This window comes from Mesorhizobium sp. M0904 (genome assembly GCF_040319475.1).
Taxonomy (GTDB): Bacteria; Pseudomonadota; Alphaproteobacteria; order Rhizobiales; family Rhizobiaceae; genus Mesorhizobium.
In genome coordinates this window covers 222,396-234,401 of sequence record NZ_JAMYOC010000001.1, presented here as the reverse complement: position 1 = coordinate 234,401, position 12,006 = coordinate 222,396, and the positions used below count along the sequence as shown (strand labels likewise).

General features: G+C 62.4%; 15 protein-coding genes. 8 read left to right on the top strand and 7 right to left on the bottom strand.

Annotated features, from left to right (window positions below):
- The first annotated feature begins 127 nt into the window (after window positions 1–127).
- Window positions 128–475, top strand: coding sequence for a DUF1491 family protein (locus tag NKH80_RS01260; RefSeq protein ID WP_254819941.1), 348 nt, complete (start codon window positions 128–130; stop codon window positions 473–475).
- Window positions 476–485: 10 nt separating this feature from the next.
- Here NKH80_RS01260 and NKH80_RS01255 read toward each other — a convergent pair whose 3' ends face one another.
- Window positions 486–1,496: a hypothetical protein gene (locus NKH80_RS01255; protein WP_352507480.1), complete on the bottom strand. Its 1,011-nt coding sequence runs from the start codon at window positions 1,494–1,496 to the stop codon at window positions 486–488.
- A 187-nt stretch (window positions 1,497–1,683) separates the two neighbouring features.
- Between NKH80_RS01255 and NKH80_RS01250 the strand changes: the two genes are divergently transcribed.
- Window positions 1,684–1,869, top strand: a complete 186-nt coding sequence (locus tag NKH80_RS01250) for a hypothetical protein (protein WP_254819943.1) — start codon at window positions 1,684–1,686, stop codon at window positions 1,867–1,869.
- Between the two features lie 14 nt (window positions 1,870–1,883).
- On the opposite strand, the gene NKH80_RS01245 is transcribed toward NKH80_RS01250, so the two are convergent.
- From NKH80_RS01245 to NKH80_RS01220, 6 genes are all read right to left on the bottom strand, one after another.
- The gene (locus NKH80_RS01245) at window positions 1,884–2,432 is read right to left on the bottom strand and encodes a DUF1254 domain-containing protein (protein WP_254819944.1); all 549 of its coding nucleotides are present in this window, start codon (window positions 2,430–2,432) and stop codon (window positions 1,884–1,886) included.
- Window positions 2,425–3,009 carry a DUF1214 domain-containing protein gene (locus NKH80_RS01240; RefSeq protein ID WP_352706148.1) on the bottom strand — a complete coding sequence of 195 codons (585 nt, stop codon included), beginning with the start codon at window positions 3,007–3,009 and terminating at the stop codon, window positions 2,425–2,427. The genes NKH80_RS01245 and NKH80_RS01240 overlap by 8 nt, the downstream gene beginning before the upstream one ends.
- 97 nt (window positions 3,010–3,106) lie before the next feature.
- Entirely contained in the window at window positions 3,107–5,266 is a 2,160-nt protein-coding gene (locus tag NKH80_RS01235) for a transglycosylase domain-containing protein (RefSeq protein ID WP_352752363.1), read from the bottom strand.
- A 153-nt stretch (window positions 5,267–5,419) separates the two neighbouring features.
- A complete protein-coding gene (locus NKH80_RS01230; RefSeq protein ID WP_352479526.1) occupies window positions 5,420–5,581 on the bottom strand; it encodes a hypothetical protein in 162 nt (53 codons plus the stop codon).
- A 78-nt stretch (window positions 5,582–5,659) separates the two neighbouring features.
- Window positions 5,660–7,279: a chaperonin GroEL gene (gene groL, locus NKH80_RS01225; RefSeq protein ID WP_352690028.1), complete on the bottom strand. Its 1,620-nt coding sequence runs from the start codon at window positions 7,277–7,279 to the stop codon at window positions 5,660–5,662.
- 99 nt (window positions 7,280–7,378) lie between these two features.
- Window positions 7,379–7,717 carry a co-chaperone GroES gene (locus NKH80_RS01220; RefSeq protein ID WP_254819949.1) on the bottom strand — a complete coding sequence of 113 codons (339 nt, stop codon included), beginning with the start codon at window positions 7,715–7,717 and terminating at the stop codon, window positions 7,379–7,381.
- Between the two features lie 244 nt (window positions 7,718–7,961).
- Between NKH80_RS01220 and NKH80_RS01215 the strand changes: the two genes are divergently transcribed.
- The 6 genes from NKH80_RS01215 to NKH80_RS01190 all read left to right on the top strand — a co-directional run bounded on the left by NKH80_RS01215 (window position 7,962) and on the right by NKH80_RS01190 (window position 12,004).
- Entirely contained in the window at window positions 7,962–8,234 is a 273-nt protein-coding gene (locus NKH80_RS01215; protein WP_352690026.1) for a hypothetical protein, read from the top strand.
- Window positions 8,231–8,497, top strand: coding sequence for a DUF1488 family protein (locus tag NKH80_RS01210; RefSeq protein WP_254819951.1), 267 nt, complete (start codon window positions 8,231–8,233; stop codon window positions 8,495–8,497). The genes NKH80_RS01215 and NKH80_RS01210 overlap by 4 nt, the downstream gene beginning before the upstream one ends.
- A 266-nt stretch (window positions 8,498–8,763) precedes the next feature.
- Window positions 8,764–9,174 (top strand): DUF3168 domain-containing protein, encoded by a 411-nt coding sequence (locus tag NKH80_RS01205; RefSeq protein WP_352989117.1) that lies wholly within the window; start codon window positions 8,764–8,766, stop codon window positions 9,172–9,174.
- Between the two features lie 362 nt (window positions 9,175–9,536).
- Window positions 9,537–9,836: a hypothetical protein gene (locus NKH80_RS01200; RefSeq protein WP_352690022.1), complete on the top strand. Its 300-nt coding sequence runs from the start codon at window positions 9,537–9,539 to the stop codon at window positions 9,834–9,836.
- Between the two features lie 64 nt (window positions 9,837–9,900).
- Window positions 9,901–10,566, top strand: a complete 666-nt coding sequence (locus NKH80_RS01195; protein ID WP_352588745.1) for a response regulator transcription factor — start codon at window positions 9,901–9,903, stop codon at window positions 10,564–10,566.
- A gap of 82 nt (window positions 10,567–10,648) precedes the next feature.
- Window positions 10,649–12,004, top strand: coding sequence for an ATP-binding protein (locus NKH80_RS01190; protein WP_502899853.1), 1,356 nt, complete (start codon window positions 10,649–10,651; stop codon window positions 12,002–12,004).
- Window positions 12,005–12,006: the final 2 nt, after the last annotated feature.

Genomic DNA, 12,006 nt, shown 5'->3' with positions numbered 1-12,006 from the left:
CCAACAAGTTTTGTTAGACTTTGTTGGTAAATCGTCGCATTCCGGGACTTGCTTTGATGGCCAACCGTTGCTCGCGAATAAGTGAGAATCTCGACACCACAAACCCGAAATCGTACAGGGTCCCGCCATGCGGGTAACCACCGATCTGTGGGTGTCAGCCCTGTTGCGCCGGGTTTTTAGCGCCGGCGGCTTTGCCGCCGTGGTCAAGCGCGGCGCCACGGAAGCCGGCGCAGTTTTCGTGTTGGCGCGTGGCCGGCTAGGAGAGATGGCGCTGTTCGGGCCGGCGCCGCAGACGAGCTACGATTCGGCCAGGCCGGACGACCGTTTTTTCAGTCTGCTTGGCGAAGGCGACGATGCCGCCATTTTCGACGCGCAGCTGGAGCGCGAGAAGAAATTCGATCCGGATATCTGGGTGATCGAGATCGAGGCGGGCGTCGTTCCCGTCGAGGAGCTTATCTCGGTCAAGGCGTCGTAACGGCAAGCCTTCAGATGCGAAGCGCCTTTGGGGTGGCGGTTACATCGGCGCTGTTCGGCTTGCGCAGGTCGGCATTTGCCGCGACGCGCCCGGGCTTGCGAACGATTTTCGACACGGTGTCGGCCTTCCAGCCGCGGAGCCTGTCCAACGCAGCGTCGCGGTGCAGCAGGCGGTAGCGGTCGAGGAAGATGCGGATCGCCTGCGGGTGCGGAAACTCGGTCGGATAGATGGCAGCCGTGATCAGGAACGCCTTGTCTTCGCTGAGGTCGAGCGCGCGCAAGGCGAAAAGTAGCGGTGTGTAATTTTGGCTCGCGGTGAGCGTCCGCGCCGTTGAAAAATCGACTTCGAGCGCATCGGCGAGCGCTGTCTGAAAGAATGCCGCATTGCCGGTCAGCGCGGTTTCGCGCAGCTTGACGTAGGTTTGTGGCTCGACGAACGGTCTGATGGCGGTGCCGCGCTCGGAGCGCATCATGGATCGCAACCGGCGGCGTACGGTTTCGGCGGCGTCGGCCGCCTCTTGTCTGTTTGCGTCGCTCGCGACCATTTCCGCGTTTTCGGACGGGGCAATGGCAGTTGCTTCCGGCTGCTGCTGCGACCGCACCAGCGTCGGCCTTTCAAGCACTTTGATGAGATCGGCGATGGTTTGGTTGAGATCCTTGCGGCGGGCAATGGCACGGGCATGCGGCAGGCCGTGACGCCCGATCAGCGCGATCAGGTCGATGTCGCTGAGGGCACGCGAGCGGATGAGTAGCGGAGCGGCGATGTCGACCCGCTCCTGGCAAAGCCGCCGCACCAGCGCGGCGGGTGCATATTCGCATTCGGAAAGGGCCGCTGCGACGTAGCGGCGCGATTCGACCGAGACATTCTCGAAAAGCGGCAGCGTCAGGTCTTCGAGCTGCGCGATCTCCCGGCGCGAAGGGCGGGTGAGCGAACAGAATGCCGATACCGCGGCGCGAAACAGCCTTTCGGCCTTTCCCGATTCAGCTCCTGCTGCGATTTGCCTGAAATCCGAAGCTGACACGAAGGATACGCCTGACACTCGACACGATCTTGAGGGCGCTCTGCCGGGCTGTACCGGTTTCGCGTTTCCCAAGAACAAAGATCAATTTAGCGGCGATCCGTTAGCGCTCCGTTAACCTACTGCCTTCTTAATCGACTATGGAGGCGTTGCGTTGTGCTCCGGGGCAACCGAGAGGAATACGCGAACCATGGGCATGGTACTGTCTTTCGTGCCGCGAACGGCGGCAACCAATCGAGCACAACAAGCCGCGCCGGCGGCAGTGATCATATTTCCCGGGGTGCGCTACGAGCAGCGGCCGCTGACGGCCGAAACGCGGCCGACCGGCCCCGACAAGCCGGGACCGTCGGGAACATTGCCGGTACCGCACCACTGAGCATCGGAACCGGCCTAAAAATCCTGCAGTTCGCAGGAACTCTGTTCGAGAAAGCGCGAGACAATCGGCTTCCAGCTGTCGTCGGGCACGAACGAACGGATGACGAACACGCCTTCCTCTATCGGCGCCTCGACGAAGATGGCCCCTTGCAGTTCCTCGGGAAGATCCTTGCGGACCTCGATCATCTGGGCCGGCGTCAGCACAACGGTGTCGAGCACGCCTGCGGTCGCGCTGTGGTCGTTGAACGAGTAGATGTTGTGGCCCCCGCGGTCATAGACCGATATCGACCAGAATGGCACCTTGCCCGGCGCCTTGACCCGCACCATCCCCTCGGCAAGGTCGAAGCGGCAAGCCGCCGCATAAAACAGCGGATCGACCGATTTCACCACCGGCGCGCCGCCGGCTTCCGCGTCGAGCCTGGTCATCTTGTAGAGATCCGAAGCCATGGCCAATCGCGACCAGGCGTCGCGTTCGGAGAACTCGGGGACGAGCAGCAGCACGACGATGTGCACGATGCCGGCGCCGAGCAGGCCGAGCAGCACGGCATGCAGCAGGCTACGCATTGCAGCCGACCTTCTGGATCTGCGGCAGCGTGACGTCCGACAGACCGGTGCTGCTGGCGATCGGTGTGTCGTAGAACGTGAGCACCAAGTACATCTTGCCGGCGCCGCTGGTCAGTAGCCAGTTGCCAGGTGCAGGGCGGCTGCCGACGGAAATGACCACCGAATTGTCGGCCTGGCGCAGCACTTGATAGGACTGCAGCGCAGCCGGCCTCGGCGTGCCGGTCTCGACCACGCCAAGCGACTGGTCGGCGGCATAAAGCGTCCAGAACCGAGCGGTGGGAAAACCGCCCGCAATCTTGTAGGCGCATTGCCGCTTGAGCTGTTCGCCGCCGGAATCGCGTTCGGCTATGAAGGACAGCCCTTCCGCCTGTCCAAGCGCCAGCACGCCTTCGCGAGCCACCCGGGCTTTGGAATAAGGATCCGCCGTCGGCGTGCCGATATCCGGGAAGGCGGTCCATTGCCCGATCCTGATGGCGCCGACGCCATCCTGCAGCTTCAGCGCGTACCAGACGCTGGCGCCACCGCCACCGATGGCGATGGCAAGCGAAAGCAGCGTCAGGAAGGCGTTCTTGAGCATGAGGAGCCGAGAGAACCGAAGGCCGGGGACAGAAAGATTGCGGCCCGGGATATCTCGGCGCAGGGGCTTATGGCAAGCGGCCCCGCGGAATTGGCCGTCACAGCGCCGACAGGGTCTCCGGTGCAGCGGGCGCGTCGAGCACGGGTGCCGCCTGGAAAAGCCTGGTCAGTTCTTTCAGGGTCCGGGTGGTCCGGCTGGACAGCACCGGCGGACGCTCGGCGTCGGCGTCGGCTGCTGCCTGTTCGGCGTTCTTCTTTTCCGCTTCCTCGGCCTTGGCGGCAATTTCGGCATCGACGAAGGGGTGATCGATACCGGGGATCGGTTTCAGGTCTATATTCTGGTGCGCATAGAGCATCAGCCGCTGCCACACCATTGCCGGCAGCGTGCCGCCGGTCATCTTGTTGGTCGCGGTGAAGTCGTCGTTACCGAGCCAGACGGCGGCTGTGTAGTTGCCGGTAAAACCGACGAACCAGGCATCGCGGTAGGATTGCGTCGTGCCGGTCTTGCCGGCGACAACGATGTTTGGAAGGGCCGCGCGCCGGGCCGTACCGATCACCGGAACGGCGGCCAGCATGGTGTTCATGTATTTGAGCGCCTGCTCCGACAGCACCCGGTGCGGCGGCGGCGCGTCCTTAGCGAAGTCGTAGACCACCTCGCCGGTACGGTTGAAGAGTTGGCTTATGCCGTGCCGGGTTCCGGCAAAGCCGTTCTGGGCGAACACGCTGTAGCCCGTCGCCTGGTCCATCACAGTCATGCCCGATGTACCGAGCACCATGGTCTTGTGCGATTCCAGCGGCGACTCGACGCCCATGGCTTCCGCCATCGCCTTGATCGGCTTGATGCCGAGATAATCCTTAGCCAGCCGCACCGGCACGGTGTTGATTGATTTGGCCATCGCCGTGATCAGCGTCACCTTGCCGGCCGACCCGCCATTGTAATTGTGGGGCGACCAGCTGCCCCAGGAGATGGGTCCGCCGGACACCACCGAATCCGGCGTGAAGCCATGCTCCATCGCCGTCGCATAGACATAGGGCTTGAACGAGGAGCCGGTCTGGCGAAGTGCCTTGGTGGCGCGGTTGAACTGGCTGGCGCCGTAGTCGCGGCCGCCGACGATCGCCCGGACGGCGCCGTTGGTCTCGATGACGACGATGGCGCCCTCGGTGACGTTGTATTCCTTGCCGAACTGGCGGAGGTGGAACTCCATCGATTCTTCGGCCGCCTTCTGGATGTTGGCGTCGAAGGTGGTGTGGGCGACAAGCGAGTGCGGGCCGCCTTTGGCGGCGATCTTCTTGACCTCGTCGAAGGCCCAGTCGAGGTAATAATCGGGGCTCTTCTGCTCGCCGCGGTCGACGATTTCGGCCGGGTGTAATCTTGCCTGCAGCACCTGGCCTTCGGTCATGAAGCCGGAATCGACCAGATTGGACAGTACCACATTGGCCCGCGCACGGGCGGCGGGCAGGTTTATGTGCGGCGCGTATTTGGTCGGCGCCTTGAACAGGCCGGCCAGCATCGCCGCCTCGGCAAGGTTCAGGTCCTTGACGCTCTTGCCGAAATAGAAATCGGCTGCTGCCTCGATGCCGAAAGTGCCGCCGCCCATGTAGGCGCGGTCGAGGTAAAGCTGCAGGATTTCCTTCTTCGAGAGATTGGCTTCGAGCCACAGCGACAGGAAGGCTTCCTTGATCTTGCGCTCGAAGGTCCGTTCGTTGGTCAGGAACAGGTTCTTGGCCAGCTGCTGGGTGATGCTCGAGCCGCCCTGGACGACGGAATTGGCCCGCACATTCTCGAATATCGCCCGCGACAGGCCGAGCACATCGATGCCGTAATGGTCGAAGAAACGGCGGTCCTCGGTGGCCAGCACCGCCTTGATGACATGGTCGGGCATCTCGTCGACCGGCACCGAATCGCGCTGGATGATGCCCCGCTGGCCGATCTCGTTGCCGTAGCGGTCTAGGAAGGTGACGGCGAAGTCGCCTTGCGTGCGCCAGTCGCCGGCGGTTATCTGGAAGGCCGGCAAGGCCAGCGCCAAAAGGACGACGATGCCGCCGGCACCGAGCGTAAAGCCTTCACTCAACAGTTCGATCAGGCCGCGGCGCCAGCCGCCGACGCGGAAACGCCGCGAGAAGATGGTGGCCGCCTCCCAGAACTGGCGCGCCCTGAAGCCGATTTCGTAGGCAGAGGAATCGATCCACGCATCCACCGCCAGCAGCCTTGCGGCGATCGGACCTCTTCTCTTGCGTGGTTCCAAAGGACTGGCCATTCCAGGATCCGGCTGCGGGGACGCCGCCAACTGAGAAACCGCATGCCGGCAATTTCACGGCGGCGCGCCTTTCAAGACTATTCGTCCATTTTGGTGCTGCCTACAAGGGCGATGAAGGTTCCGCGCTTGCGTGGGTGCTGAGGATCGGCAGCGTCACATGGGACGCTTGTCCGCGATCTTTTTCGGGTCGCGGCCTATCATACCGGCGTTGGCTTTCCTGTGCTTGTCGGCAAGCCTGCGAATGCGATCGAAGCGGCTTTCCTCGGCCACTTCGATTTTCGCCGCTGCATTTGGCTTCGGGACGAATGCGATCATTGATCGATCTCCTTGCCGATGGTGCGCGCCGGGGATACCCGGCGGCTGTCTTTCAGGCTTGTTTCCGGCAGTGGCTGGTCAATAGCCCATGCCGCCGGGCGAAGCAGCGGCTTCCTTCGCCGGAACGTCGGTGATCATGGCTTCCGCCGTGATCAGAAGCGCCGCAATGGAGCCCGCGTCCTGCAGCGCCGTCCGTACCACCTTCGCCGGGTCGACGATGCCGGCCTTGATCATGTCGACATAGACCTCGTTCTGGGCATCGAAGCCCTGATTGTGATCCTTGCCGTCGGCGAGCTTGCCGACGACGATCGAACCTTCGACGCCGGAATTCTCGGCGATCTGCCGGATCGGCGCTTCGAGCGCTCTCGACACGATCGAAATGCCCGCCGTCACATCGGCATTGGCTCCGGTCATCCCGTTCAGCACAGCCTTGGCGCGCAGCAACGCGACACCGCCGCCCGGAACGATGCCTTCTTCAACGGCCGCGCGCGTGGCGTTCAGCGCATCGTCGATGCGGTCCTTCTTTTCCTTGACCTCGGATTCGGTGGCGCCGCCGACGCGGATGACGGCAACGCCGCCCGCCAGCTTGGCGAGACGTTCCTGCAGCTTCTCCTTGTCATAGTCGGACGTGGTTTCCTCGATCTGCGCCTTGATCTGCTGGACGCGCGCCTGGATGGTGGTCTTCTCGCCGGCGCCGTCGATGATCGTGGTGGTGTCCTTCTCGATCAGCACGCGCTTGGCGCGGCCGAGCATGTCTATGGTAATGTTCTCCAGCTTGATGCCGAGATCCTCGGAAATCATCTGTCCGGCGGTGAGCACGGCGATGTCTTCCAGCATCGCCTTGCGGCGGTCACCGAAGCCAGGCGCCTTGACGGCCGCTACCTTGAGGCCGCCGCGCAGCTTGTTGACGACCAGCGTTGCCAGCGCCTCGCCCTCGACGTCCTCGGAGATGATCAACAGCGGCCTCCCGCTTTGCACCACGGCTTCGAGGATGGGCAGCAGGGCCTGCAGATTTCCGAGCTTCTTTTCGTGGATGAGGACGTAAGGGTCTTCCAGCTCGGCGCGCATCTTCTCGGCATTGGTGACGAAATAGGGCGAGAGATAGCCGCGGTCGAACTGCATGCCTTCGACGACGTCTAGCTCGGTTTCGGCGGTCTTGGCCTCCTCGACGGTAATGACGCCGTCATTGCCGACCTTGTCCATCGCCTTGGCGATCATGGCGCCGACACTGGTGTCGCCATTGGCGGCAATGGTGCCGACCTGCGCGATCTCGCCTGAGGACTTGACCTTCTTGGCTCGGGCCTGGATTTCCTTTACGACGGCGCTGATGGCAAGGTCGATGCCGCGCTTGAGGTCCATCGGGTTCATGCCGGCGGCAACGAATTTGGCGCCCTCGCGCAGGATGGAAGCGGCAAGCACCGTGGCGGTGGTGGTGCCGTCGCCGGCGAGGTCGTTGGTTTTCGAGGCCACTTCGCGCACCATCTGTGCGCCCATGTTTTCGAACTTGTCGGAAAGCTCGATTTCCTTTGCCACGGCCACCCCGTCCTTGGTGATGCGCGGCGCGCCGTAGGCCTTGTCGATGATGACGTTGCGGCCTTTGGGGCCGAGCGTCACCTTGACGGCGTTGTTGAGGATTTCGACGCCGCGCAGCATGCGGTCACGCGCGTCGGTGGAGAATCTGATTTCCTTGGCAGACATGATCTTTTCCAGTTCGGTTGTCGTGGCAAGGCGCTTGCAGCGCCTGAATCAAAGCTCGGAGCGTCCTTTGCGCGCGCGGGAGGGCGCGCGGCCTTCCAATCAGGCGGCCTTCTTGGCAGCCACGGTCTTGTCGATGATGCCCGTCTCGCTTTTTTCGATGATGCCCATGACGTCGGCCTCCTTCATGATCAGAAGGTCCTCGCCGTCTATCTTGACCTCGGTGCCGGACCATTTGCCGAACAGAATGAGATCGCCGGCCTCGACGTCGAGCGGGATCAGCGCGCCGCTTTCGTCCCGCGCGCCCGGCCCGACAGCGATCACTTCGCCTTCCTGCGGTTTTTCTTTGGCATTGTCGGGGATGATGATGCCGCCCTTGGATTTGGTGTCGCTTTCGGCGCGCCGAATGACGACGCGATCGTGGAGTGGCCGGAATTTCATGGGGACTCTTTCTGGGGCCGGCTTAGGCGGCCGCCCCCTCTCTATAGGCGCCTTGGCACTCGATTGATAGGAGTGCCAAAAAATATTCATAGGGCATATAAAATATTGAACGTATTATCTTGCCTGGTCATCCCTTGGTGTTCGGGTCCTGCCGAATATTAATGAAATTGAATTTCTGTCTTTGAACACCTATTTTACGATGAAGTTCACAGTCATGACTTTCGCTGCAAGGGAGATTTTACCGATGGCCGAAGGCAATCAGAACATCATGGAAAAAGCTCAGGCTCGCTTCATGGAAAACCAGAAGAAGACGGCGGAACGGAACAAAGCAACTGCCGAATATCTCTCGGAGGCCAAGGCCAGGAGCATCAAAACGGCAAGGCTGAGGGAATTGCGACTGGCCAAGGAAGAGGCGGACCGCGCGGCGGAAGCTCTGAATCCGGTCGCCGCAAAGAAGAAGCGGGCGTCACGGGCAGTCAAGAAGGCCGTATCCGCATCGATGGAGGCGAAACCATGAGCCTGACATTTCCCAATCCCAGCCGCAGCTACGACGAGGCAAGCAAACGCATCCGCTTCGTCGGCCATGACGGCATGTTCCAGATTTCCTTCTCTGTCGCTACCGATGCCATCTCCAAGATGCAGCCGGGAACGGCGGCCTCAGAAGCTACCTACCTGGCAGCCTTCGACACGGCTTCCAACTCGATCCACGATGTCGCCAGGAATGCCTATGCCCGCACCCGCAGGAGCATATATGTGCTGACTGCGGCCGATTTTCGCTAGATCCGTCGCAATCCGTCCACAAGACGCTTTCTCAGGGCTTCCGGTCCGCCTTCGCTCGCCGCTTGACGTCGCGACCGTTCAGCCGGTCAAGGGGTCCGTGACGCAGAGGGCTGCGGCGTCGCGCATTCCAGGAGCAGGGCTTATTCCCGAGGTCATGAAGGTTCATAATCCGTATGAGACGCGCTGATTCGCGCTTTTGCCGGGATGCCGTCATGCAACGCAGCTACGCAGCCGGGAGGTCGACGCGACGGGCGAGGGCAAAGACAATGACCGCGCCGGCCGTCGAATTGCAGAGGGCAATATTCGAGGCAGTGAACGGCGATCCCGACCTGTCGGCGGCACTGGGCGATGCAAAACTGTTCGACCATGCCCCGGAAAATGTTGCGTTCCCCCACATGACCTTCGGCCGCACCAGCGTCTACGACTGGGCAACGGGGACGGAGAACAACGCCGAGCAGTTGCTGACGCTGCATGTCTGGTCGAAGTCCGAGGCCAGCAAGGAAACCACCGACATCATGGACCTGGTCAGCGCCCGCCTGCGAGATGCGGCGCTCTCGCTTGGTGAACATCGTCGCGCCCATCTCAAGCTCGAATTCGCCGAAGCCCGCTACGACGAGGACCTTTCGGCCCATCACGGGCTGCTGCGCTTCCGCGCCGTGATCGAGGAAGACGGCTGAGCGTCGGGCACTTTCCGTAAAATCGGGCAATTTTGTTCTTGCTTTGTGCCGGCAGCTATGCTACTAATTTGGCTATGGTGCTGATTGGCGCCAATGACCCGTCGCAGAGCGGGTTTTTTTATTTCCGGTCGGTTCGGCTGAATCTGCCTTCGGTTGCCGGATCGATTGTCGAAGTCGGGGCAAACCTGAAGCGATTGCCTTTCACCGCCAAACGATGCCCGGTTGTCGGCGAAGGATCGGAGGGCTAGGTTAACTTGGCAATTTCGCGGGATGGGCAGCGAAAGGGCAATCCGGTAACGGGCATGCATTCGAGCGTTCACCGTTCATATCACGTTCAGCACCGGCGCGTTAGAACGCTGGCCATGAAAACCCTTCGCTCCCACTTCCGGACCGCGGCACTGGCGCTCTCAGCCGCCGGCCTGCTTGCGTCGCAAGCGATGGCGATCCCCGCTGTCACGCCCGAGCGGCCCCAGCCGGTCGTCCTCGCCGCGTCCGACTGCTACGCGATCGGCCAGCAGGTGGCGGAGCAGAATGGCGGCACCTTGGCCAAGGCCTCGCAGTCGACACGCGCCGGCAAGCCGGTCTGCGTCATCGTCGTGCTCGTTCCGGGCAAGGACGGGCAGCGTCCCCGTCGCTCGGAGATCGTCGTTCCGCTGAACTGAACCGTGCCGTTTCCCAGTCTGCCGGAATCGGCCTATATCTGAACAGCTTCAACAGGCCTTCCGCATGCGCGTACTCGTCGTCGAAGATGACAAGGATCTCAACCGGCAGATCGGCGACGCGCTGGTCGATGCCGGCTATGTCGTCGACCGCGCTTTCGACGGCGAGGAAGGGCATTTTCTCGGCGACACCGAGCCCTATGATGCCGTGGTGCTCGACATCGGCCTGCCGCAGATGGACGGCATCAGCGTGGTCGAGCGCTGGCGGCGCGGCGGCCGCAAGATGCCGGTGCTGATCCTGACGGCACGCGACCGCTGGAGCGACAAGGTTGCCGGCATCGACGCCGGCGCCGACGACTACGTCACCAAACCCTTCCACATCGAGGAAATTCTGGCCAGGGTGCGCGCTCTGATCCGGCGCGCTGCCGGGCATGCCTCGTCCGAGCTGACCTGCGGGCCGCTGCGTCTCGACACCAAGGCCTCCAAGGCCGACGTCGACGGCGTACCGCTGAAGCTGACCTCGCACGAATTCCGCTTGCTTGCTTACCTCATGCACCATATGGGCGACGTCGTATCCCGGACCGAACTGGTCGAGCATCTCTACGACCAGGATTTCGATCGCGATTCCAACACGATCGAGGTCTTTGTCGGACGGCTTCGCAAGAAGATGGGCATCGACATGATCGAAACCGTTCGCGGCATGGGCTACCGCATGCGTAAGCCGGAGGCGTAACGCGGAACCGCTTCCTACAAGACCCGCCGTCTCGAACACGCCGTCGCTGCGGTCATGGCCGCGTTCGCTGGCGTTTCGCGTCATCGCCTTTTCCACGGTCTGGGCGATCCTCACTCTGGTGGTCATCTTCACCTTGATCACCACGCTCTATCGCCAGGCCAGCGAGCGCGGTTTCGACAGCCTGCTTTCGGCGCATCTGTTCAACCTGATCGGCTCGGTGGGCGTTTCCGAAGGCGGCCAGTTGACCGGCGCTCCCGACCTTGGCGATTTGAGATTCTCGGAGCCGAATTCCGGCTGGTACTGGTCGGTCGAGCCCGCCTCGGAAGGCGTGCACGGCGATCTCCATTCGTCGTCAATGACCAAGGCGATCCCGTCGCCAAGCGTTGCCGAGGTGCCCTTCAATGCCAGCTTCCAGCGCAGCTATTCAGCGGACGGCATCGAAGGCGAGCAGTTGGAGGTGTTCGAGAGCGAGTTCGTCCTCGATGCGAAAAATCGCGCCGCGCGCTTCCGTGTCATGGGCAACCAGACCGAGCTCGAGCAGGAAATCGCTACCTTCCAGCGGCGTCTGTTGACCTATCTGTCGCTGTTCGGCGTCGGCATGATCGCCATCAACGCGATTGCGATCCTGCTCGGCCTGCAGCCGCTGCGCCGGGTCAGGAATGCGCTTGCGATGGTGCGCGAAGGAACCGCGCAACGCCTCGACGGCCGTTTCCCGGCCGAGATCGAGCCGCTCGCCAACGAGACCAATGCGCTGATCGAGAACAACAGGCGTATCGTCGAGCGGTCGCGCACGCAGGTCGGCAACCTGGCGCACTCGCTGAAGACACCGCTTGCCGTGCTGCTCAACGAGGCGCGGGCGCTGGGTGGCGCCAAGGGGCAGCTGATCGCTGAGCAGGCTGCTTCCATGCAGAAGCAAGTGGACCATTATCTGCAACGTGCCCGTGTCGCCGCGCAGCGCGACAGCGTCGTCTACCGAACGCCGGTGACACCGCTGGTCCAGCGCATGGTTCGGGTGCTGCAGAAGCTCAACCCGCAGACGGCGCTGTCGCTCTCACTGCCGGCCACCGACATCGTCTTTGCCGGCGAACGCGAGGACCTGGAGGAGTTGCTCGGCAATCTGCTCGACAATGCGATGAAATGGGCAAGGAGCGCGGTTGCCGTTTCCGTGAAGCCAATCTCCAGCAAGGGTGGCGCCAGCAAGGAAGGCGCGGCCAATCTATTCGAGATAGCCATCGAGGATGACGGCCCCGGCATTCCCGACGACAAGGCGCGCGAGGTATTGCAGCGCGGCCGGCGTCTCGACGAGACAAAACCGGGCAGCGGGCTCGGACTTGCCATTGTCGCCGACCTTGTCAACGAGTATGGAGGCTCTCTGGCGCTGGAACGATCCGTCATGGGTGGATTGAAGGCGATGGTTCGATTGCGGAGCCTTCAGTAATG

Bases quoted from the DNA above. Each gene is read 5' to 3' on its own strand.
- NKH80_RS01245 (WP_254819944.1), bottom strand. From the start codon at position 2,432: ATGCGTAGCCTGCTGCATGCCGTGCTGCTCGGCCTGCTCGGCGCCGGC.
- NKH80_RS01230 (WP_352479526.1), bottom strand. From the start codon at position 5,581: ATGATCGCATTCGTCCCGAAGCCAAATGCAGCGGCGAAAATCGAAGTG.
- NKH80_RS01210 (WP_254819951.1), top strand. From the start codon at position 8,231: ATGAGCCTGACATTTCCCAATCCCAGCCGCAGCTACGACGAGGCAAGC.
- groL (WP_352690028.1), bottom strand. From the start codon at position 7,279: ATGTCTGCCAAGGAAATCAGATTCTCCACCGACGCGCGTGACCGCATG.
- NKH80_RS01195 (WP_352588745.1), top strand. From the start codon at position 9,901: ATGCGCGTACTCGTCGTCGAAGATGACAAGGATCTCAACCGGCAGATC.
- NKH80_RS01215 (WP_352690026.1), top strand. From the start codon at position 7,962: ATGGCCGAAGGCAATCAGAACATCATGGAAAAAGCTCAGGCTCGCTTC.
- NKH80_RS01205 (WP_352989117.1), top strand. From the start codon at position 8,764: ATGACCGCGCCGGCCGTCGAATTGCAGAGGGCAATATTCGAGGCAGTG.
- NKH80_RS01220 (WP_254819949.1), bottom strand. From the start codon at position 7,717: ATGAAATTCCGGCCACTCCACGATCGCGTCGTCATTCGGCGCGCCGAA.
- NKH80_RS01240 (WP_352706148.1), bottom strand. From the start codon at position 3,009: ATGCTCAAGAACGCCTTCCTGACGCTGCTTTCGCTTGCCATCGCCATC.
- NKH80_RS01200 (WP_352690022.1), top strand. From the start codon at position 9,537: ATGAAAACCCTTCGCTCCCACTTCCGGACCGCGGCACTGGCGCTCTCA.
- NKH80_RS01250 (WP_254819943.1), top strand. From the start codon at position 1,684: ATGGGCATGGTACTGTCTTTCGTGCCGCGAACGGCGGCAACCAATCGA.
- NKH80_RS01235 (WP_352752363.1), bottom strand. From the start codon at position 5,266: ATGGCCAGTCCTTTGGAACCACGCAAGAGAAGAGGTCCGATCGCCGCA.
- NKH80_RS01260 (WP_254819941.1), top strand. From the start codon at position 128: ATGCGGGTAACCACCGATCTGTGGGTGTCAGCCCTGTTGCGCCGGGTT.